Consider the following 18711-nt stretch of genomic DNA (forward strand, 5'->3'; position numbering starts at 1 on the left):
CATGCCCGACACTCACAGCGCCGATATAGCCGTTGTCGGCGCCGGTATCATGGGTGTCGCCTGTGCCTTGCAACTCGCGCGTCAGGGCAAGCGCGTGGTGGTCATCGACCCGCAGGCACCCGGCATGGGCGCCTCGTACGGGAATGCCGGGCACCTGGCGACCGAGCAGGTTTTTCCGATTGCCGACGCCTCGATCCTCACGCGGCTGCCCGCCATGCTGATGGACCCCCTGGGCCCGCTGCGCCTGGACTGGCAATACCTGCCCCGCGCCCTGCCCTGGTTCGCGCGCCTGCTGTTGAACCTGCGCCCGGCGAACTACCAGCGCACGGTGGCGGGCCTGCGTGCGCTCAATGAAAGCAGCCTGGGCGCCTGGCAACGCTTGCTGCGCTCAATTGATCGCGCGCACCTGCTGCGCGAAGACGGCTCGCTGCTGGTGTTCGAGCGTGCCGAGTCACGGCGAGCGATCGATGCGCTGCGCCAGCGTATGCAGCAACAAAACGTCGCGGTAGCGTTATGGTCAGCCGATGCGATTCGCACGCTAGCGCCGCAGTTGAGCGATGCGCTCAAAGGCGGTCTGTTCTTCCCGAGTACCGGGCATTTTCTGGACCCCTACCAAGTGGTCTGCGAGTTGGTGAGGTCAGCCAAGACCGAAGGCGTGCAGTTTCTCAAGCAACGCGTGCTGGATGGGCGGCTGCAGGCGGACGGCGTGTCGCTGATCACCGACCAAGGCTCGTTTACCGCACGCCAGGTGCTGATCGCATGCGGCGCCCACTCGGCCAAGCTCACCGCGGCACTGACCGGCAAAAAAATCCCGCTGGACACCGAGCGCGGTTACCACCTGATGCTGCCCCACGAACACGATCGCCTGCCGTTTGCGGTGACGTCGTTCGAGCGCAAATTCATCATGACGCCCATGACCGGCGGCCTGCGCCTGGCCGGCACGGTTGAGTTCGCAGGGCTCAAGCGGCCGGCGAATATGCAACGCGCCTGGCAGTTGCACCGGCTGAGCCAGGGCTTGTTTCGTGAGGACCTGAGCGCAGAAGGCGCGACAGCGTGGATGGGGTTCCGGCCGTCGTTACCCGACTCGCTGCCGATTATCGATCAGGTGTGCGACGGCAGGGTGTTGCTTGCGTTCGGGCACCAGCATTTAGGCTTGACGCAGGCGGCGGTGACGGCGGAAATGGTTGCGCGGTTGGCGACTTCAACGCCGTCGTCGGCGCTTTATCGACTGGACCGGTTCTGATTAAACCCATCGACCGAGCTGTTTAAGCGCGGGTTTGAGATGCGTTTAACAGCGCATCGGCCATCTCTTGAATCTCATCGCGCATCCACAGCTTCGCCAGCCAGCCCGCCGGAATGCTTTGCACAGCGTAGTACGCTCCGGCCAACTGCCCCACGATGGCTGCGGTGGTGTCCGCATCGTCACCCAAATTCGCAGCGGCGAGCACGGCGTCGGCAAAGCTGTCGGTGTGCTGGAAGCACCAAAACGCGGCCTCCAAAGACGCCACTGAATACCCGGAACCTGTGATCTCATCGCGTGATTTATGGCGATACTCGCCGCCTGCGATGGCAATCACTTCAGGCGCGGTCAAGCCACCGGGTGACAGGCTCAACACGTCATCTTTCGAGGCTCCGCTCAGGGCGTTGCTGATGGCGCACGCCAGCACCACACAACATTCGATTGCCTCCTGAGCCGCATGCGTGGTGCATGAGCTTTTGATGGTAAATATGCGGACGTTTTGCGCGCTGGGGAAGAAGTACAACACCACAGGCGCAAGGCGCATCATCGAACCGTTGCCGGCGGAATACGGATGTGTAGAGCCGGCGAAGGGCTCGCCGCTTTGTTCGAATGTGGCCAATGCCTCACGCACGGTCATACCGATATCAAAACATTCGCCGGTGGCGCTCAGGTAACCCCACTTCCACCAATTCAGGTAGCGACCCATCTGGTCTTTGGCGTCAAAGCCGCCCTTGCGCAACAGGCTTTCGGCGAGGCACAACGCCATCGACGTATCGTCTGTCCATTGGCCAGGTTTGAGCTTGAATGGGCCGCCGCCGAGCATGTCGGTAACCGGCGTAAACGAACCGCGCGGCATGAACTCGACGGTGGTGCCCACTGCGTCACCGCAGGCCAAGCCGAGCAAACTACCGCGATAGCGGTCTGAAAGCGTAATAGACAACGGCGCTCCTTGATCAAAACGCGTGCAAAAAATGAGTCAACGGCGCCCATGCTACTTCACCCGTCGCTTCTCCTTCGAGGGGCGATATCCGAAATAGGCGCTGTAACATCGACTGAAATGACTCGGCGAAACGAACCCGCACGCCACCAGCACCTCCACCTGCGACAGCTCCGTATGCTGCAACAACCGCCGCGCCTCGGTGACGCGTAATTCCAGGTAATAGCGCTGCGGTGTAGTGCCCAGTTGCTCCTTGAACAGCCGTTCGAGCTGGCGACGCGAGCGGCCCGCGTACACTGCCAGTTGGTCCAGCGCCAAGGGTTCTTCGAGGTTGGCGTCCATCAGCTTCACCACCTCGCGCAGCGGCGCGCTGACGCACAGGTTTTCCGTGGGTTTAATGCGACGGTAGCGCGACTCCTCAAAGGCCAGAATGTCTTCAACGCCTTCGACCAGGGCTTTGCCATGCAGGCCTTTGATCCAATCCAACGCCATATGAAAAGCACCCGACGGGCTTGCGGCCGTCAGGCGGTCATGGTCGATCACGTAAGGTTCGCTGGTCACCTGAGCGGCTTTGGACACCTCCGCCAGCGCCGGTCGATGTTCCGGGTGGATGGCGCAGCGGTAACCCTGCAACAGGCCGGCGCGGCCAAGAAACCAAGCGCCATTCCACAGCCCTGCGAGTCTTACACCGTGTTCGGCAGCGCTGCGCAACAGCTGGATAAACGCGTCATCGGCTTTGAGCGCGGTACGCAAGCCACCGCAGATCACCAGCAACTCCAGGCCCGGCAATGCCGACAGTTGCAGGCGTGCATCGGGGCGGATCACCAGGCCCAGGTCGCTGATCACTTCGCCCTCGCCGTAGCCGAACGTGCGCGTGGCAAACAGTTCAGGGCGTAACAGGTTGGCAGTGATCAGCGTATCGAGAGCCTGGGTGAAGGCTGGCAGGGAGAAGTGCTCAAGCAGCAAAAAGCCGACGCGGGTGACCGGCGACGGCTGCTGAGGATGTTCATTCAGATAGCGCAGGTTCTTGCCTTGCATGCCACCGCTGAACTGGCGTCTTTCCATTGAGGGTCAGCCCACGCTTATTGTTGATGCCGTGGGCGCCATCTTAGAGGATTGGGCTGCCGAAACGGCGAAAACGTGGCATCCAGTTATCCAGGATCTGCGCAGACGCCAACACATGATGCGCACGGCCGATCAACAACCGGCGATGCCCGCCGCGCTTTACCCTGGCAAAAGCGGGTCATTGCATTCGCAGGCTCGCATCAAGCTTACATGAAGGCTAAAAAATACACGCGGCATCTGATACGGTTTTTTATTTGCCATCTGCGTCTGTATTGAAAACCGCCAGGGGCGGACAATACGCCCATTCCCGACACCCTTGTCGAGCGCGGCAGGAACATTCCTGCCGTCCCCTTCCCTTCGGAGGCGTTATGACCAAGATGGCACTTTTTCTGTTCGGCTTTTTAGTGCTGACCATCGGCATTGGCTTGCTCGCGACCATCTCACCGGTTTAGGCACGCCTGATTCGACGCTGCCGGGTGATTGGCACAGCGTGCGCATCAAAGGCAGAATGGGGTTGTGCGACGCCATTTTGATCAGGATGACTTTTTGATAAACGATCTCGACGGTCCCAGAACCGCTCAGCAAGAACTGTTTTATGACCTGGAAGATGCCGCGGCTGTTATTGGATGGTCGGTGGTTGAGCTGACGGCCATGGCGGCCATTGGCAAAACACCTGATGAAACAGCGACGCTGATGAAAGTCTGTGCGTTGCTGGCTGCTCAGCAAGAGAAGCTTGGTGTGTATGCGGGTGAAGCCAAGGCGCAACGCATTAGAAGGTCTGACGTGGGCGATTGACGGTTGCGCGCGGCAACCGAGGAAAACACCGACTCTTTGAGTCGCTGCGTTCAAATTGAATTGATTCGGTCAACTACCCGCCTGGGGATTAGCTTTTCTTTTCCAGCCTGGCGCATAGACTCATCATATTTTTTATAGTAAATCCTTGATGCGCTTTTATCGGATGACCACAACACGTCCGCTATATTTAGTTTCAGAACTATTCGATCTGGAGAAACCAACTCAACAGCTTTAAGCAGCTTATAAGCTGACGCGTTGTCGCCTGCCTGGGCAAGTGCGTAACCGAAATCGTTATAAATGATGCAATTTGACGTATTGACGGGAAAGTCTTTGTTTAATTGGTCGAGCCTGTCAGGGTCCAGATAGGCCTTGACCCCTGCATAGTCCTTGTCTTTCAAACGAGCCAATACCACATGGTGAGCCAGCCCTAACGAATCCGTAGGGTTACCCAACTCAAGTTCCGTCACTTTTTGGCTGGCGATTTGACGAGGTAAATACCACGCATAACTAACTCCACCCTCCTCCAGACTTCCCTCGTAACCAGAAAGCGCTTGAGAGAATGCAACGTTTTTCTTAAGCTGACCTAGCGTGTCGCCCTCATATACAAACGTCTCATATTGAGTACCATTTAAACCGAGTCCCGGATGCCGAACGGGCCATGCGCATATAAACAAGAAGTATGCTTTTTTTGCGTTGACGATGAATGCATCTTTTAGCGCCGCATTCCCACCTTCAGGCTCGCAGGTGTCGGGAAGGTTAAATTGGTTACCGTTTTTATCGACCAAAACAGCTGAAACTGTTTCGCCGTTATTACCTATTACCTGTGTAAATTCTGCCTTTATTGCGTCATTGAAAGCAGGATGGAGGTCATAACTTTTATTTTCCGCAAGCGCGGCAACAGACCAGACGAATGCTGCAGCCATTACAAGCTTATTCATTAATTAAGGCTCCCCCTGTCACAGTGAAAAATTGTTCAAAAAGGTCACTGTCTGCACGTGCTTTGCGCTTGTTCAGCACCCACCCACATCGTCACATAATAACCAGCCACGTATTTTTTTGCCTTTCACCGTTTTATATAAAATGGAGACCCACCCAGCCGAAACAGACTCTTGCATCACCTTATCCCCTTTTACCAAATACATTTTAGTCGGGTCTGCAACGGTCATTGAAGAATATATCACCGCCTTACGAGCAACCGTCAATTCTGTCGGCGAGCCGCTCAGCCAGCGCTTGTAGCTTTTAGACTTTAACTTATCGATAATTGCACCACGCGCTTTGTACGGGTAGGTGTAAATAGAGATATCGTTATCGGCCGCATGAATGACTACATCAGCACCGCTCCCTAAATAATCAGTGAGTTTCTGATCGAGCAGAAAATTTTTACCTTTTTGATGAAAGACCATCACACTGAAATAATCGCTACCATAGCTGACGCCGGTAAATGCCCGAATCGGCGCACTGTGAATGATGAAAATCGTAGTGTTACCAGGCGCGACATCCGCTACAAAAGCATCTTCTACCACTCCTGGATCCGCAACGTACGGCAATCTGGCGATAAATTTTATCGCGCCTGTAGAGCAATCAATAAAACTAACGCCAATACCCATCTCCGGAGTTGATTTGCCTTCGTCTTCAAGCACTGCAACTGGACCGAAGACTAAAAAACCACCACCTACTGAAAGCGGAGGATACGATGCATCGCTTTTATCGGGTTCGCACGCGTAGGCAGGCGGCGCGCAAAGACAGGTAAAAAGAAATAGCGTCCCTGTAAACTTCAAATAACTATTCACCCAGCACACATCCAAAATGAGTATCCATAGATTTTATCATTGGCCGAGCAGACGAACCATTATCATTAATCATGCTCTGCATCCCTGTAGGTCTTTAATAGATTGGCATTTGAAATTGCATTCTTGCCTTACAGCGCTCCGCAACCTCGCCGAACAACGTATTAGAAAGCGCGCAATTTTGCTGAGCGTACGTCGCCCACAGAGACCCCAAATCAACATCGCCGGCCATGTATTTCACAGCCTTGGCGTAATCCATCGAAGCAGATGCCTTATTCACGATTGAAACCGCCTTATAAAATCCATCTCCAATCACGCCAGTCCGTAAATAGATAACTTCATTTAAACGAAAACTGGTTAGCTGAGTCTCACAAGACAAACTTTCTATCGGTGCTTCTGCCCCGGAAGCCGCGTTGTTTTCATCTTCGCAATAGCTATCTTTAAGCTTAATCCAGTTTTTCTGGGCAGCCAAGAGATCTGCTTTAAGAGGAGTATCAAGCTCAAGCATCAAGGCCTTGTATTGCTCATTCAGTAATTTATCGATCTTCTTATAGGCGACGCTTGAGCAATTAATAATATCCGCATTGGTTAAAGCAGTAGCCCCACACCGAGCGTCCGCGAACACGCAACCGATTGAAGCGTACAGAATACAAGAAATTACGCATACCCTGCCAACTACCATTAACGCTCGCATAACATTTACACCTTGACGAAATTGTCTGGAGTACCACCCATACGCTTAAAAAACGGTCGAAGGATACATGAAAAACGCGAATCTTTTGTTATCGCCTGACTTGGACACCCACTCTCCGCGGTATCCCTCACCGTCAGATGAGCCAGAAAACTCTGCACGCTCGGAAGCTTTACCCGAACTGAATTCTATGAGGTTAACCTTACCTGCCCCGATGCATCCGCTAAGCACAATTTTTTGCTGTGAGGTTCTGTAACTATACGCCCCGCGGCTGTTGCATCCCTGCTCAATGAGTTGACTAACAAACCACGCAGACTTAGAAACCCTTCCGATGTATGTCGTCGCAGGGTGACGAGACGACAAGGCACAATTTAAATAACAGGCCATCTGGAATAAATCCGGTTTATCCGAGTCAAAAAAGAAATAGGATGCCTCGCCGACTATTTTTTTATTCCGGTAAACTGGAATATCAAGATTAAGGGCGTCGCCATCCGCTGAATCAGCTGCACCTCTTTTCACTCTTAAATTATCCTGAGTCGCCTCTCCACAAAATGCTGCTACAACAGCGTCACTAAAGGCGACGTCGTTATTATGCACGGCTGCCTCACCGCTCCCGCGGCACTCGTAGCCGTACCATAACAGTACCGACTTCGAAGATAACGCTTGCGAAAAACTGTAAACCTTATCAATGACAATCTTTCGATCAATATAATCAAAAATTATCCACTGTCGCGCTTGCGAAGATGAAAAATCCAGGTGTTCAAGGATGTACCTATCACTGTATTTATAGAGCGAATTAGCACTCATCATTCCTGTGTTCTCAGAAACGACGGAGAGTTTATGTCCTGAAACCCCTTCAATTAAGAAGCCGCCGCTATCAAGTACAACATCACAGCTATTTGCGTTGTCCTGACCGACCGTGCAAGACTCGTGTTGTGGCAGCACCTTACCTGCAAATAAAAAAGTCGATGCAGACACAAGCAAAACAAAACAATAAATTTCAATTGTCATTCCTTGTCAAAAAATCCATTAACTTACCCTACAGCATTTAAAACGCTTGCACGATCTTAGTCGTTATCTATTCTTATAGCTGCGCCATATCTGTTCAATTGAATACAACCGACATCATACAACTTAGTTATCCTCACTAAATATCATGTTAAAATCAACGCCATCAAAACTATAATATCGAGTGCGATAGACACGCGAGACGAGCTCCTTGTTAACGCCAACCTCACTATCTTGGGCGAGTCCAGTTATAATTATCAATTTACTATCAACTTTATAATCAATATCAAATGACTCTTCGGTATCCTCATTATAGGCCAGATAAGCATTCGGCAGGCTTCTCGCAACAACGCCTGTCTTTGCGTCAATGACTTCCCCACACACTGAAGCGCCGCCGCAGTCGCCGGTGAATAAAATATAATGCCCTGCAAAATTCACGGGTTGTTTTGCAGCGGCCCGCCTTAAATCATTCCACTGTGCACCCGCGGTTTCGCTAATAACTAATGGAGCGTTTTTTCCGGCATAAATATCGTCAATTTTATAACTTGAAAATTGTGGAGTAGCCGCAAATGCTGCCGAGCTTAACAGCAACAGCGAGAATAGTGCGCTAGAAACAATTTTATTGGCTATCTCGCTTAAGTGCCCTAAGTACATAACCCCTCCTATCCAGCGTAATGTTGAGTACTATTATGAATCGGCGTCACAGCACAACGAACAATCTTAAATTAACGAGGAAAAACTAATCCATCTGGTCAATGTTTTTCCGTCTTTATTGATGTACGTGACTTTTAAAAAGCCGGCGCTGAATTTTAATAATTTAACGTCATCCCCTTTTACCAAGTAACTTTTTAGGCGTGAAGATTCTGATGAATCCGAATACAAATAAGCTTTGTCTTCACTCACCTTGGCAGACACACCTTCTTCTTTAAGCCTCAAAGCTCTGCCATCGAAAATATCATCAGCTTTGAGGTCCGAAAATTCCAATGACAAGGGAGGCACGCACTCAGTTACTCTTGGTGATGGCCATGCTTTGATGCGCAATCCTTATATTGCTTTGCATATTTTTTATCATAATTTAATGCAATAGGCTCCTCAAGATCGGCCGATGAGTTAACTAGCAATTGATCATTGATATAATATGTCACCCAGCCGACGATACCCTCACCCGAGGTTTCATAATGTAGCTGTGCAAAGACGCGCTCACCGTCATCATCGTCAATCAACAAATTTACCTTGTCTCGAGTCGTATATCGAAAAGGGAAATTGCTGCTTCTCACCAACTCGGTCAGGTAACCATAACAACCTTCACTAAAGGAGCGCGCATCTACCGTTTTCACGTCTTCTCCAGCTAACGCAGGACCAGTAACAATAACTAGCGACGTTAGAAACATTGCCTGAATTTTGATTATATTAATGACCTTTAAATTTTTCACTTAAACGCGCCTCTTTAACAGCAGTAATTTAGATATAAGTTTGGCGAGCCGTTTGCGCGCTTACTTTCTAAAAGTGCGGAGAAACCAAAATAAAGCATGAGCTATTTTTGAACAATGTTAATTAATAACAGTTTGTTATTTACAAGCTCATAGTAGCGCTGTCTGCTACCTTGATCTAACTCCTCGCCCTTCATACCCGTTTCCGTATCGGCGGCGACCCCAGTGATAATTAGCAATCGGCTATCTGGCTCGGACGCAGCAGCAAACGGGGCAGTGCCATCTTCCCCATCTATATAATAGGCATTAGGAAAGGACTCAACCACTTCGCCTGTTTTTACATCCAATATTTCACCACATAAGGTGCCCCCACCGCACCCAATGGTATAGATGACATAATGACCGGCGAAGTTGACTGGCACTTTCAGCGCATTTTTTCGTACCTCCTCCAAATTTTTATCGCCCTGCGCTCCAGCCTTCAGCTTGTGCGCGCCGCGGTATACTTCGCTTACCTTATAACTGTCGAAGGCAAGAGGTGAAGCATAAGAAATTTCGGGCGCCAAGAAAAGAGTGATCAAAATCCAATAACGTGATGAAAAATAACTGTCCATGCGGTGATAACTCCATCAAGCGTTCATCATTTTTTGTGAGATTTTTCAAAATTTATACCATCACCAGCATACTACGGCAGTAGATAATGTATCTGGAAGTAGTCGCACGCCCTCTTGTTCGGCAGATGTAGGGCAAGGTATAGGTCAGTTTCGCCTTACTGACGCTGAATGACAGCACTTGCAGGCAACCCCCGAAGCCTCGCTTGGTCATGCCTGGCTGACCTTGGTCCCGCTAGCAAAAGTCATCCACTTCTGGCGCAACGATTAAAGCATTCAAAACGTTTAAGTCAAGAGCCGACAGGTGTGTTTATACGCTCTATCACCCTCAGGGGAATTTTTGATTTTTTATCTTTTAGCAACATAAGTTTTTTATATTCAATGTATTGTTTGACTGCTTCGTTGTTTTTATCAATTATCCAGTTTGAATCTGCCAAGTTCAACCAAGCTACGGCTCTGCCGGGATCGGCGCTTACGACATCATTCAGGAAGGTAATAGATTCCATAGCACTGTTATTCTGCTGTAGAAAAAATGCATAATCATTAATCGCAGAAATTACGATTCTCCCTACATCTTTATTCGTCAACCAAGATACGTCGTAACCATCTGCAAAACTCGAAAGCCTTGTAATTGCGTCCATAACTCTGCCGCCTTTAAACATCGCCAGGGCATCAGTATGAGCAATCTCCATCATTTCTGCGTAAATATTTTTATATCTCCTATCACTAACGCCTATGTGTTGATATACATTAACCAAGCTACTGTCTAAACTACACAGCCCAACAAAATCCACATCATTTATAACTATTGCGTCAGACTGCATTTCAATACTAATACTTCTTCCCTGAGCCTGGCTTTTGTCATAGCTGTTGATCTCAGTCGTCACCGGTACTAGCTTACCTTCAAAGCCACCTTTGATAGTTAATAAATTCGCAGCAACCACACAACCACCTGCTGTCGCTTCTCCAGACTCATCCCCCCCCAGCAAAAACTAATATCGATTTATGGTTATCTGCCTCTGTGAGAACCGCACTTCCCGAGGATGACGCATACAATGAGAGGTTATTTCCAGCCATCGCCGAAACGGAAAATAATAATGCCGAAAAAGAGAATACAATGTTGAAGTGGATTTTCACTACGGGCCGATTCCTTGGAGTTTTAAACTTCAGGTATTTCTGTAGCGGGAATTGCATTTCTATTATTTAGCTATCACGGGCTTTGCGGCATATCTCTAGAGCAGGCATACGATTTAGCGGTTAGCGATAGCATTTTAACAGCCATTGGCGTTTGCGCATTGAATCCAGCTATGAATATACCTACCTTTCAACGTTTTATATACAATAGATAACCACCCGCTCTCGACAGCTTCCTGAGAAACGAGATCCCCTGGCACTAGATACATACTCGTCACCTCTGTTAAGACTGGAGATCTGTACAGTAGCGTTTTTTTGTTTATGACCAGATTCACCGGGTCGCCTGAACGCCATTTTCTATAGGACTCTGAGTTTAGTTTTTTCAAAATAGACACCTTGCTCTTGTACGGGAACGTATATATTAAGTCTTCATAATTTTCCGCTAAAATATCTGCACCATTACCAAAATATTTCGATAAACCTTCATCATACACATACCTATCCCCGTCATTTTTATAAATGCTTATCGTGTAATATTCCCCCGAGTATCTGACTCCGGTATCAGAACGAATTTCAACGCTATGAATCACAAATAAATCGTTGGTGCTTCCGCCATCAGTTTTATAGAGGAACGCGTCTCTGACTTTTCCTGTCTCAGCCAAATAGGGTAATTGGCCAATTGTTTTCCTGGAACCATCGGAGCAACTTAAAAAATTTATATCAATTCCTAATTCAGATGTCTGATTTTTATCTACCGATTCATTTTCGATAGGTGCAAAATCAAAAATTATTGCGCCTCCTTTGATAGGAATCGGTTCAAAAGCTCGCTCTTTAGGAAAATCGCATGCAAAAGCGCCCATCGCAAAAAAATTCAACACCAACACCACCGCGGGCTTAATGACGTTCATACTATCTCCGAATACAATCCAAATTCAGTGGTCGATGGTGATCAGATTGGCTCGATACCTAACGCCGAGAATATTTTAGCTCACACATAATTACTGAGCTTTTAAATAGGCCTTTATCGCTGCTGCATTTTTATACTTAAAACTCTGCGGCACCCCACTTTGAAAACCTTCAATACCACCAAGCCGCCCATCAAACTCAATTAACTTGTTCGCAGACAGTGTGTTGTTAGATTTTTTATAATAGCCGAAGACTTGATAAAGTGTGCCGTACGTCCCATCGCCTCTGCTTGTTAACTCCCAAGATACCAACGTTAAAACATTGATTTTACCCTTCACGGGATAGAAAAATATTGACTCGACCTTCGGGCTAGACCCGGCCACATCGTATTTATCTACCAACTGCCTCGTTTTGACGCCATCTGCACCTATCACATCCAAGACTAACGAGACTGGGAATTCTTCATCGCCGGTTTCCAGAACTGATAATTCCCCCCCATCAACTACCGCTGTCTTATAGGGGCCTTGAATGAGTCGACCTTGCAAATATCGCTCATCAGCTTTTACTGACTCGCCAACAAAAAATAAAACCAAAGCGATTAAAACCATATAATGCCGCATTATAAAGACCCTTTTATAAAAATCGTTATACTCAAAAGGTAGACAAACACTCTCCCCGCCCTACATTTATAATAACAATCAAATGATGCAAATCCATCTACATGTTGCGATCCTATTTATAAGCCTCATTAGCTATTTCCAGGCTTTTTCTCGCAGTTCATTCAGCTCTCGACTCAACGCGCTTGGGTATTTTCGCCCTGTTACCGTTTTGCATCATTGCATCGCGATACTCAGCATAATATAACTTGGCTTCATTTCGTTCACCCAGCGCCCACAGCGAGTCGGCGGTATTCAGTTTTAGCGGGATCCTACTCGGTGCAATATCTAACAGTCTCTTGTAAATTTGCATCGCAATAACATGCTCCCCCTCGTTTGCCAAGTAAAATCCTATGTCGTTTAAAGCCGAAATATTTTCCTTTTGTGGAAAACATGCCATATAAGACTCTGCGCCCATAAATAGCCATTCTCTCAAAGAGTTTAAACGACCTTCATCGGGTAATAAACTTGATGTTTTTGACACCAACTGACTTGGCGAGAGACCTTCTTTTAAAAAATCAAACACATCGCCCGTCGAGGTCTTCCATTTTTGCGCTACCCAAATACCATCGCATTGTTGAATTGAACCGACGTTTTTCACGCAACCAGTTTCCAAAGAAACCATGTCGCAATAAGCCTGCGCCGAAATTATGCTGTTACCCTGTTCATCAACTATTTCTCCAGCGTTTGTTCTTTGTACCATTAAGTATTTTTTGTCGGGAGACAATATCTCCTCGTATGGGTTAGCTACGACGCCTTTTTCTATCGCATATAATCGAAACCTATCGCCCGCATTACTAAACTCAACATCGGCCCATCCTCCATATCGCTGATCAAACTGTCGAAAGGTTAATAAATTATCTTTCCACCCCTTGATAGCGACCGTGTTTTCACCTGCATAACAGATAGAGGAAAAAATAAACGCTAGTGATAGACCCGACCAGTATTTATTAACCATTTAAAATACCTTTAAGTTTTTATATCTGTCTGCTGGTATGCGTCCTGGCTACCCAGGACCCCTCGATTGACGTGTTTCGACTTAGGGCGCTAGCTGTTTAACGTTCTTCCCTTTTTATGCTTGCCAATCTATCAATAACCCGTGCAGGAACCTTAGTTAGACCGCCCTTAACAGACAGGTATTCTAAATACCGATCATAATACTCTTTCGCTTCAACCTTACGTCCAGTATTCCAAAGAGAGTCTGCTATATTTAACATCAAGACAGTTCTTTTGCCGGCGACTTCTACGCCTTTATATATCTGCAGTGCTGTAACGTCGTCGCCAGCCTTCGCCAAATAGAAGCCGATATCATTCATCGCTTGAACATTTTTTGCAGGCGAAAAACAGGCCATATAAGATTGAGCGCCCATAAACATCTCTGACTTAATCGCTTCTTTCCGAGACGTTTTATCAGCAATGTTAATAACTGATTTGACTAAATCTTGCGGCGATATTATTTCGAGTTCGGGTTTAACTATTTCTCCGGCATCAGTGATCCACTCTCCAACCTTCCAACTTCCTGAACAAAATTGCGCAGGTCGAGTAAGCAATACACATCCGGACTGGAGAGAAATCATATCGCAATAATTTTTTTCTGTTGTGCTAATTTGCTCACCATCATTTAGCACCCCGAAAACCGATCGTTGCAAAACGACTAAGCTTCTATCAGGTGCAAGTGCGTCCGAACTTATACCTGCGCCAACGCCTATATCATTACTCAGAAAAGGATCGTAAATAGAAAAGCGAGTATTGGAATTTTCGTAGCTGACTTGCTGCCAAACTGAACTTTCAGCACGCCACCCACTAAACTTTAACTTAGCACCATTCGCTCCAACGAGGTCGAGGCCGTCAGCGAAAACCATGCTGCTAAAGCATGACAATACAACAGCATATTTGAAGCCGAAAATCTTAGAACTTTTCAATTTAAAGTTCCGTCTTAACGTTATCACCACGGGTATCTGGCGTACCGTGTCCGCCTAAGCCGTACTCATTCTGGCTGCGCGGGTATTTTGCTCGTTGCTCGAGTAGTCCTGTGCTCATCGGAAGCTTCCTGCTTTAAAGACACTGAATTGCGCTGTTAGCAGCAACGCCTTGCATCGCCAAGCGTGCCACGGCGCGTGCGCCGATCTCACGTTGGCTCTTCTCAACATCCAGATAACACGCCATCGCTCGAGGCAGATCTCTCGAAACCAGCTTACCTGTCTCATAAGACTCACCCAACTGAATCAGCGCGCTTGCTGAGCCCTGTCTCGCAGCACCTTCAAGGGAAGCGAGTGACTTTTGCGGATTGATACAAGCGCGCGACTTGTCGTACTCCCCCTCATCACAATAAAACTCAGCTAATGCGACACCCGCGTCAGCAATCCTGTTTGAGGCAGTGATCAAAAGGTCGTAGATCCTGGGCGTGGCTAACTGCGGCGCCTGCCCTGAAAGGCTTATGCTGGCCGCAGGGAATGCCGCTTCAGCCGATCCTTTTTGTGCGCCATCAAGGTAACTGTCCAAGGCGGCCTCGTACAACTGAGCTGAAGAGTCTGACTGCACATAAATGCCTAAATCGTTAAACATCGCTCCTCTGCGCAATGCACGCTCATCTGCCGGCAGTGCGGAGGCCTGCGCCTGAGCATCCAGCACCGTTTCGAGAGACCAATCCTCAAGGCGATTAACCACCCAGCAATCACTGTGCTTGAAGGTGAGTATTTTCAAAACTGAACCTTGCTGGTCTCGTGCAATGAGCCTGTTCGGTAACTTAACCTGAACGATCAAACCAGACTTCAAGGAAAATAGATTCAACTCGTCCGCGTCCAGAGACGTTATTTTTTTCTGTATCACTCTGGGTTTGCTTCCATCAGCGGCGACCTCCAGCTTCAGCAATGGCGATGCGCTAAAAGCCTGGCGCACTTCGGGTGTGGCTGAAAATTCTTTCACAAACGCCGCGAAGTCATCACTTGGGCAGCTCGCTGCAACAGCTACTGAACCCGATCCGCATGCCAGCAGCACCAACACTCTGACACTGAAAAGCCAAAACCTAATGTCCATTTTCATACCAATCATCCCTCAGACAACAAGAAAAATCTTCGGCGCCGTCTTTCATCATCGTTTTCATCCTGGCTTCGATGACGATCCTCTCCCAAGCGTTCAGCTGAATCTCGGTCCCGTGCGATCACGCGTTGCGCCGTGCCCAGTTTCACATGCCGATTTTGCGCAACGGTCAAGTATTCGTCCATGCGCACTTCAACTTTTTGGTGGGCATGCGTGGTGCCGGGTTATTCAGCTTTCAGCTCGTTGTAGGTTTCTTTCAACAGTGTCGTCGCGTTTGTTACCGACGAGGATTTCATTGCCGTATTCGATGTTTTCTCCCTATTCACGCCTAAAGTACGTGGTTTTCTTTGTAATAAAGATGCTTGCCGATCAACGATTCGCCGGTCGCCTTCAAGGAAGATCAATAGCACCTCCTTACCGATACGCGGGATGGTGATGCCATAGCGGTCGCCTGATCAGCAGCTTGAGATGCATAGCCAGCAGTTGGTTTTGTCGTTGGCCAAGTCTTCGCAATGTTGGAGTAACAACCACAAATCGTTCCACCCAGGTCGGAAAGTTCCAGGAAGCGCCCAGTGGTGGGCATGGTCTGGTTGCCCCAGCCTTCCGCTTGGTGATAGTCGGCGCAGTGGCGCTCGACGGTGCGATGACTAAAGAGCTCCTGACGTGAGTGCGTCAGCAAACAGCTTGGGCCAGGCCAAGGCCGCGCCCAACCTCTTCAGGTTTATAGGTGGCATCGAGTAAGTTCGTCATTTTTCAAAGTCGTCAGCTCGATGGGGGACGCGACCAGTGCGCGTGGCCAAGCGAACCGCGAAAAAAACTTTAAATAAACTTAATTATTTCCAACTACAATCGAACTATCTCGAACCCATCCTTTGGTGATAACCTTTCCAATATAAGTCACCTGATAATACAGACCTTCCCCGCTTTCATAATAGTCATTAAGAACTATTTTATCTCCCTTCAAGAGATAAGCTTGTTTTTGGTCAAAACCGCCATCTATGTTTTTTTCTAAAAAGTAAACTTTGTCTTCGGAAACAGTCGCTTCCACAACGTTACTTGTACTTTGCTTTAGAATCTGCGGCTCAGAGCATGATGATTCAGTACACATCTGTCGCCTTTCCAGTTGCTCCGAAAATTCTTCTGAATTTTCGCACTTATAATAATCTTTGATCTTATCGGAATAGCACAACTTTTCCCTGCGCCTAAACGGACCATCAGTATAATCACTGAAAATTCCGCCATTAATAAAGTCGGGATTAGTAACGGTTTTCACCCTTGAGGTTTTAAATTTGCCCAACCCCACGTCATAGACAAACAAAGAATAACTCTCATTCACGTCGCTTTCCCCATATTTCAGCGTAAGTACGCAAACTTTCGGATTACCGGCAGCTCCGAAATACCCCAAAAGCTCGCCAGATTGCTTATCAAAATTTAGTAGATACGTTTCATTCATACTATTTATTATACTGACTACACCACCACGAACTTGAACTGAGTCATCACCACCTATACAGTCGCCCGTTACATTTCGTTCCGTCTGCGGCGGAATAGTTACTTGTTCAAAGTGGGCGCGGACTGGAGCCGAAATTATAAGCCCAATTATAAAACACGCTGAAAAAGTCCTCATCTAACGACCTCTTTAATTTTAAAAACTGAACGCCATTCCGCTCTTCAGAAAGGAGTAAAACAACTGGCCATTGTATCGATCTGGCTTTTCACAGCTACTACGCAATGCCACCTAGGATATTCATATGATACCCACTACCAGCGAGACAACCGCACAGCAGGCCTACCACTCACATTCTCGCCCTGACGAAGATACTACATTTACAGTCGTATAAAACGAAAGCTTTTTGCCGTTTTTCTTAGCACACAGATTGATGAGACACTAGCCCCTTGAGCTAACACTTAATATTCACCGATTATGTTTCCTTTAAAGACCGCCAACCATATGTTTGTAGCTTGCTGTGGTATTCGCGAATATACTTCCTCGACCCTCTATCTTTCAAAACTAAAGAAATTTGCGTGATTTTTGATCAGGGAATAAACACTGCCAGGCCTCATTCATCAAATCCTGCCAAAGTAAAATGGCTATCTATCAGCTTCGGAGCAGCTGAGTTTTTTGATGGACGCGGAGGCAATCGGTATCACGCAGTTTCTACGCTGTTCACCAATTGGCCGAAGGGGAGTTAAGCTTAAAATAAAATGAATACCATCCTCTTTTACGGAAATATCGTCAAAACCAACATCCGAAAAATCAAAATCAAATTTCTTACCTTCAAATGAGCAAACGTTTGACGTCGATAATACAGCCCAGTTGTTCTCGGCACTAAGCACCTGCACCACAAGACAGCTATCATTGAACGTTTTTACATACCTAACAACATTATCGCCTATACGACCCGTTCCTACCTGTGAGACAGCACCCAACTCTGGAATACCTGCGACTGCGCCACCGATTGAAAATATTAAAAAGATGGGGAAAATGCGAGAAAACTTCATGAATCACCTCAAATAAGCAGCATGTCTATTAAATAGATCTTCAGGCACATTACGCCAAATCAAGCCTTTTCACATTTAATAAACCAGACTTTATATCCAGACATGAATCCTACTCAGACCTGTGTTGTTCAGCTACCGACAAGTACCTCATAGCGGCTTTATGTGACAAATACTTTTGAGTTTCTAAATTAAAAACGAGAGCAGGTGTAACGCACCCTTTTCTCATAACCCAATCGCCTGGTGAGTTCTTCTCAAGCTCCTCTGAGATTTTTGTTAGAGCGTCGCCTCCCAAGCCAGCCACGCAAGCGCCGAACACGCTGCTATAAGCGGCTTCTGCTTTGTCGTTATTCTCAACCAGCGACTGATACGTTACGGAGCTAAATGGCACTTTTTCTTTTTGATAAAATGTATTAGATAATGAAATCTCATCCGCAGACGCTACAACCTCTTCACTTAACAGTAAAAACTGTTCATCCTTGAAAAACGCGATGATACTTCTATCATAGCAAACGCTACTTGACGGGCTGCAGAACCGATATCGCAACGAGATGTTATTATCTGCGACTGATAATCCTTGAAAAATCTCCAAACCACCTTTGTTTTTAATGCTATTAGGAACCAGTTCTTCATTACGCAAAATTTCTCTGCTATTTGAAATGACACTCAACGTGTAAAATTGACCACCTTTATCTACAAGTTTTATTGTATCTGGATTTCCATCCCCGGTTACATCTCGCTTCATCACTAAAAAATCTGATGCGCTTGCAATGCTAATGATCGCATTAAAAGAAAACGCAATAAAAAATTTAAAAACTGATAATAGATTCATGGCATGTACTCCAAACCATCTTACAAAAAATAGGACACCCAAGCTTAAATATTTTTATTCTTAAATCTGACACCTGATACTAGC

22 protein-coding genes and 1 pseudogene are annotated in these 18711 nt (G+C 47.5%); 2 read left to right on the forward strand and 21 right to left on the reverse strand.

The genetic code is table 11. The annotated features are described in order from the left end of the window. Window position 1 precedes the first annotated feature (1 nt). The gene (locus AO240_RS04185; RefSeq protein ID WP_099235276.1) at window positions 2-1243 is read left to right on the forward strand and encodes an FAD-binding oxidoreductase; all 1242 of its coding nucleotides are present in this window, start codon (window positions 2-4) and stop codon (window positions 1241-1243) included. 22 nt (window positions 1244-1265) lie between these two features. Here the strand turns inward: AO240_RS04185 and AO240_RS04190 are convergent, their stop codons facing one another. The 3 genes and pseudogenes from AO240_RS04190 to AO240_RS29205 all read right to left on the reverse strand — a co-directional run. Then, window positions 1266-2180, reverse strand: a complete 915-nt coding sequence (locus AO240_RS04190) for an ADP-ribosylglycohydrolase family protein (protein WP_099235277.1) — start codon at window positions 2178-2180, stop codon at window positions 1266-1268. Window positions 2181-2231: 51 nt separating this feature from the next. After that, on the reverse strand, window positions 2232-3215 hold the full coding sequence (locus tag AO240_RS04195) for a GlxA family transcriptional regulator (RefSeq protein WP_099235278.1): 984 nt from the start codon (window positions 3213-3215) through the stop codon (window positions 2232-2234). 70 nt (window positions 3216-3285) lie between these two features. After that, window positions 3286-3387 (reverse strand): annotated as a pseudogene (locus AO240_RS29205) (signal peptidase I); the annotation flags it as partial. A 371-nt stretch (window positions 3388-3758) separates the two neighbouring features. On the opposite strand from AO240_RS29205, the gene AO240_RS04205 reads away from it, so the two are divergent. Further along, window positions 3759-4037 carry a hypothetical protein gene (locus tag AO240_RS04205; RefSeq protein ID WP_256585838.1) on the forward strand — a complete coding sequence of 93 codons (279 nt, stop codon included), beginning with the start codon at window positions 3759-3761 and terminating at the stop codon, window positions 4035-4037. Between the two features lie 50 nt (window positions 4038-4087). Here the strand turns inward: AO240_RS04205 and AO240_RS04210 are convergent, their stop codons facing one another. From AO240_RS04210 to AO240_RS28255, 18 genes are all read right to left on the reverse strand, one after another. Continuing rightward, window positions 4088-4975: a hypothetical protein gene (locus AO240_RS04210; protein ID WP_143505288.1), complete on the reverse strand. Its 888-nt coding sequence runs from the start codon at window positions 4973-4975 to the stop codon at window positions 4088-4090. A gap of 72 nt (window positions 4976-5047) precedes the next feature. Beyond that, window positions 5048-5827: a YciI family protein gene (locus tag AO240_RS04215; RefSeq protein ID WP_256585839.1), complete on the reverse strand. Its 780-nt coding sequence runs from the start codon at window positions 5825-5827 to the stop codon at window positions 5048-5050. A gap of 94 nt (window positions 5828-5921) precedes the next feature. Beyond that, window positions 5922-6518, reverse strand: coding sequence for a lysozyme inhibitor LprI family protein (locus tag AO240_RS04220; protein WP_099235282.1), 597 nt, complete (start codon window positions 6516-6518; stop codon window positions 5922-5924). A 45-nt stretch (window positions 6519-6563) separates the two neighbouring features. Further along, a complete protein-coding gene (locus AO240_RS04225; RefSeq protein WP_143505290.1) occupies window positions 6564-7526 on the reverse strand; it encodes a hypothetical protein in 963 nt (320 codons plus the stop codon). 123 nt (window positions 7527-7649) lie between these two features. After that, window positions 7650-8177, reverse strand: a complete 528-nt coding sequence (locus AO240_RS04230; RefSeq protein WP_177445773.1) for a hypothetical protein — start codon at window positions 8175-8177, stop codon at window positions 7650-7652. A 66-nt stretch (window positions 8178-8243) separates the two neighbouring features. Then, the gene (locus tag AO240_RS28235) at window positions 8244-8564 is read right to left on the reverse strand and encodes a hypothetical protein (RefSeq protein ID WP_143505291.1); all 321 of its coding nucleotides are present in this window, start codon (window positions 8562-8564) and stop codon (window positions 8244-8246) included. Continuing rightward, entirely contained in the window at window positions 8531-8956 is a 426-nt protein-coding gene (locus AO240_RS04235; protein WP_099235284.1) for a hypothetical protein, read from the reverse strand. The genes AO240_RS28235 and AO240_RS04235 overlap by 34 nt, the downstream gene beginning before the upstream one ends. A 101-nt stretch (window positions 8957-9057) precedes the next feature. Next, a complete protein-coding gene (locus AO240_RS04240) occupies window positions 9058-9564 on the reverse strand; it encodes a hypothetical protein (protein ID WP_099235285.1) in 507 nt (168 codons plus the stop codon). Window positions 9565-9851: 287 nt separating this feature from the next. Beyond that, complete coding sequence (locus AO240_RS04245; RefSeq protein ID WP_256585840.1) at window positions 9852-10505, reverse strand: hypothetical protein; 654 nt, start codon at window positions 10503-10505, stop codon at window positions 9852-9854. Between the two features lie 327 nt (window positions 10506-10832). Continuing rightward, a complete protein-coding gene (locus AO240_RS04250; protein WP_099235286.1) occupies window positions 10833-11603 on the reverse strand; it encodes a hypothetical protein in 771 nt (256 codons plus the stop codon). 90 nt (window positions 11604-11693) lie between these two features. Then, window positions 11694-12209 carry a hypothetical protein gene (locus AO240_RS04255; protein WP_241679026.1) on the reverse strand — a complete coding sequence of 172 codons (516 nt, stop codon included), beginning with the start codon at window positions 12207-12209 and terminating at the stop codon, window positions 11694-11696. A 169-nt stretch (window positions 12210-12378) separates the two neighbouring features. Further along, window positions 12379-13215 (reverse strand): type IV pilus biogenesis/stability protein PilW, encoded by an 837-nt coding sequence (locus AO240_RS04260; protein ID WP_099235288.1) that lies wholly within the window; start codon window positions 13213-13215, stop codon window positions 12379-12381. A gap of 97 nt (window positions 13216-13312) precedes the next feature. Next, window positions 13313-14179, reverse strand: coding sequence for a type IV pilus biogenesis/stability protein PilW (locus AO240_RS28240; RefSeq protein WP_143505293.1), 867 nt, complete (start codon window positions 14177-14179; stop codon window positions 13313-13315). Between the two features lie 133 nt (window positions 14180-14312). Beyond that, entirely contained in the window at window positions 14313-15299 is a 987-nt protein-coding gene (locus tag AO240_RS04270; RefSeq protein WP_099235290.1) for a sel1 repeat family protein, read from the reverse strand. Between the two features lie 221 nt (window positions 15300-15520). Further along, entirely contained in the window at window positions 15521-15700 is a 180-nt protein-coding gene (locus tag AO240_RS28245; protein ID WP_143505295.1) for a hypothetical protein, read from the reverse strand. A 425-nt stretch (window positions 15701-16125) separates the two neighbouring features. Then, complete coding sequence (locus AO240_RS04275; protein WP_143505297.1) at window positions 16126-16923, reverse strand: hypothetical protein; 798 nt, start codon at window positions 16921-16923, stop codon at window positions 16126-16128. Window positions 16924-17387: 464 nt separating this feature from the next. Beyond that, on the reverse strand, window positions 17388-17798 hold the full coding sequence (locus AO240_RS28250) for a hypothetical protein (RefSeq protein ID WP_143505299.1): 411 nt from the start codon (window positions 17796-17798) through the stop codon (window positions 17388-17390). Window positions 17799-17907: 109 nt separating this feature from the next. Beyond that, window positions 17908-18627 (reverse strand): hypothetical protein, encoded by a 720-nt coding sequence (locus AO240_RS28255; RefSeq protein ID WP_143505301.1) that lies wholly within the window; start codon window positions 18625-18627, stop codon window positions 17908-17910. Between the last annotated feature and the right edge of the window lie 84 nt (window positions 18628-18711).

Origin of the sequence: Pseudomonas sp. ICMP 460 (genome assembly GCF_002723595.1) — a bacterium.
GTDB lineage: Bacteria > Pseudomonadota > Gammaproteobacteria > Pseudomonadales > Pseudomonadaceae > Aquipseudomonas > Aquipseudomonas kitaguniensis.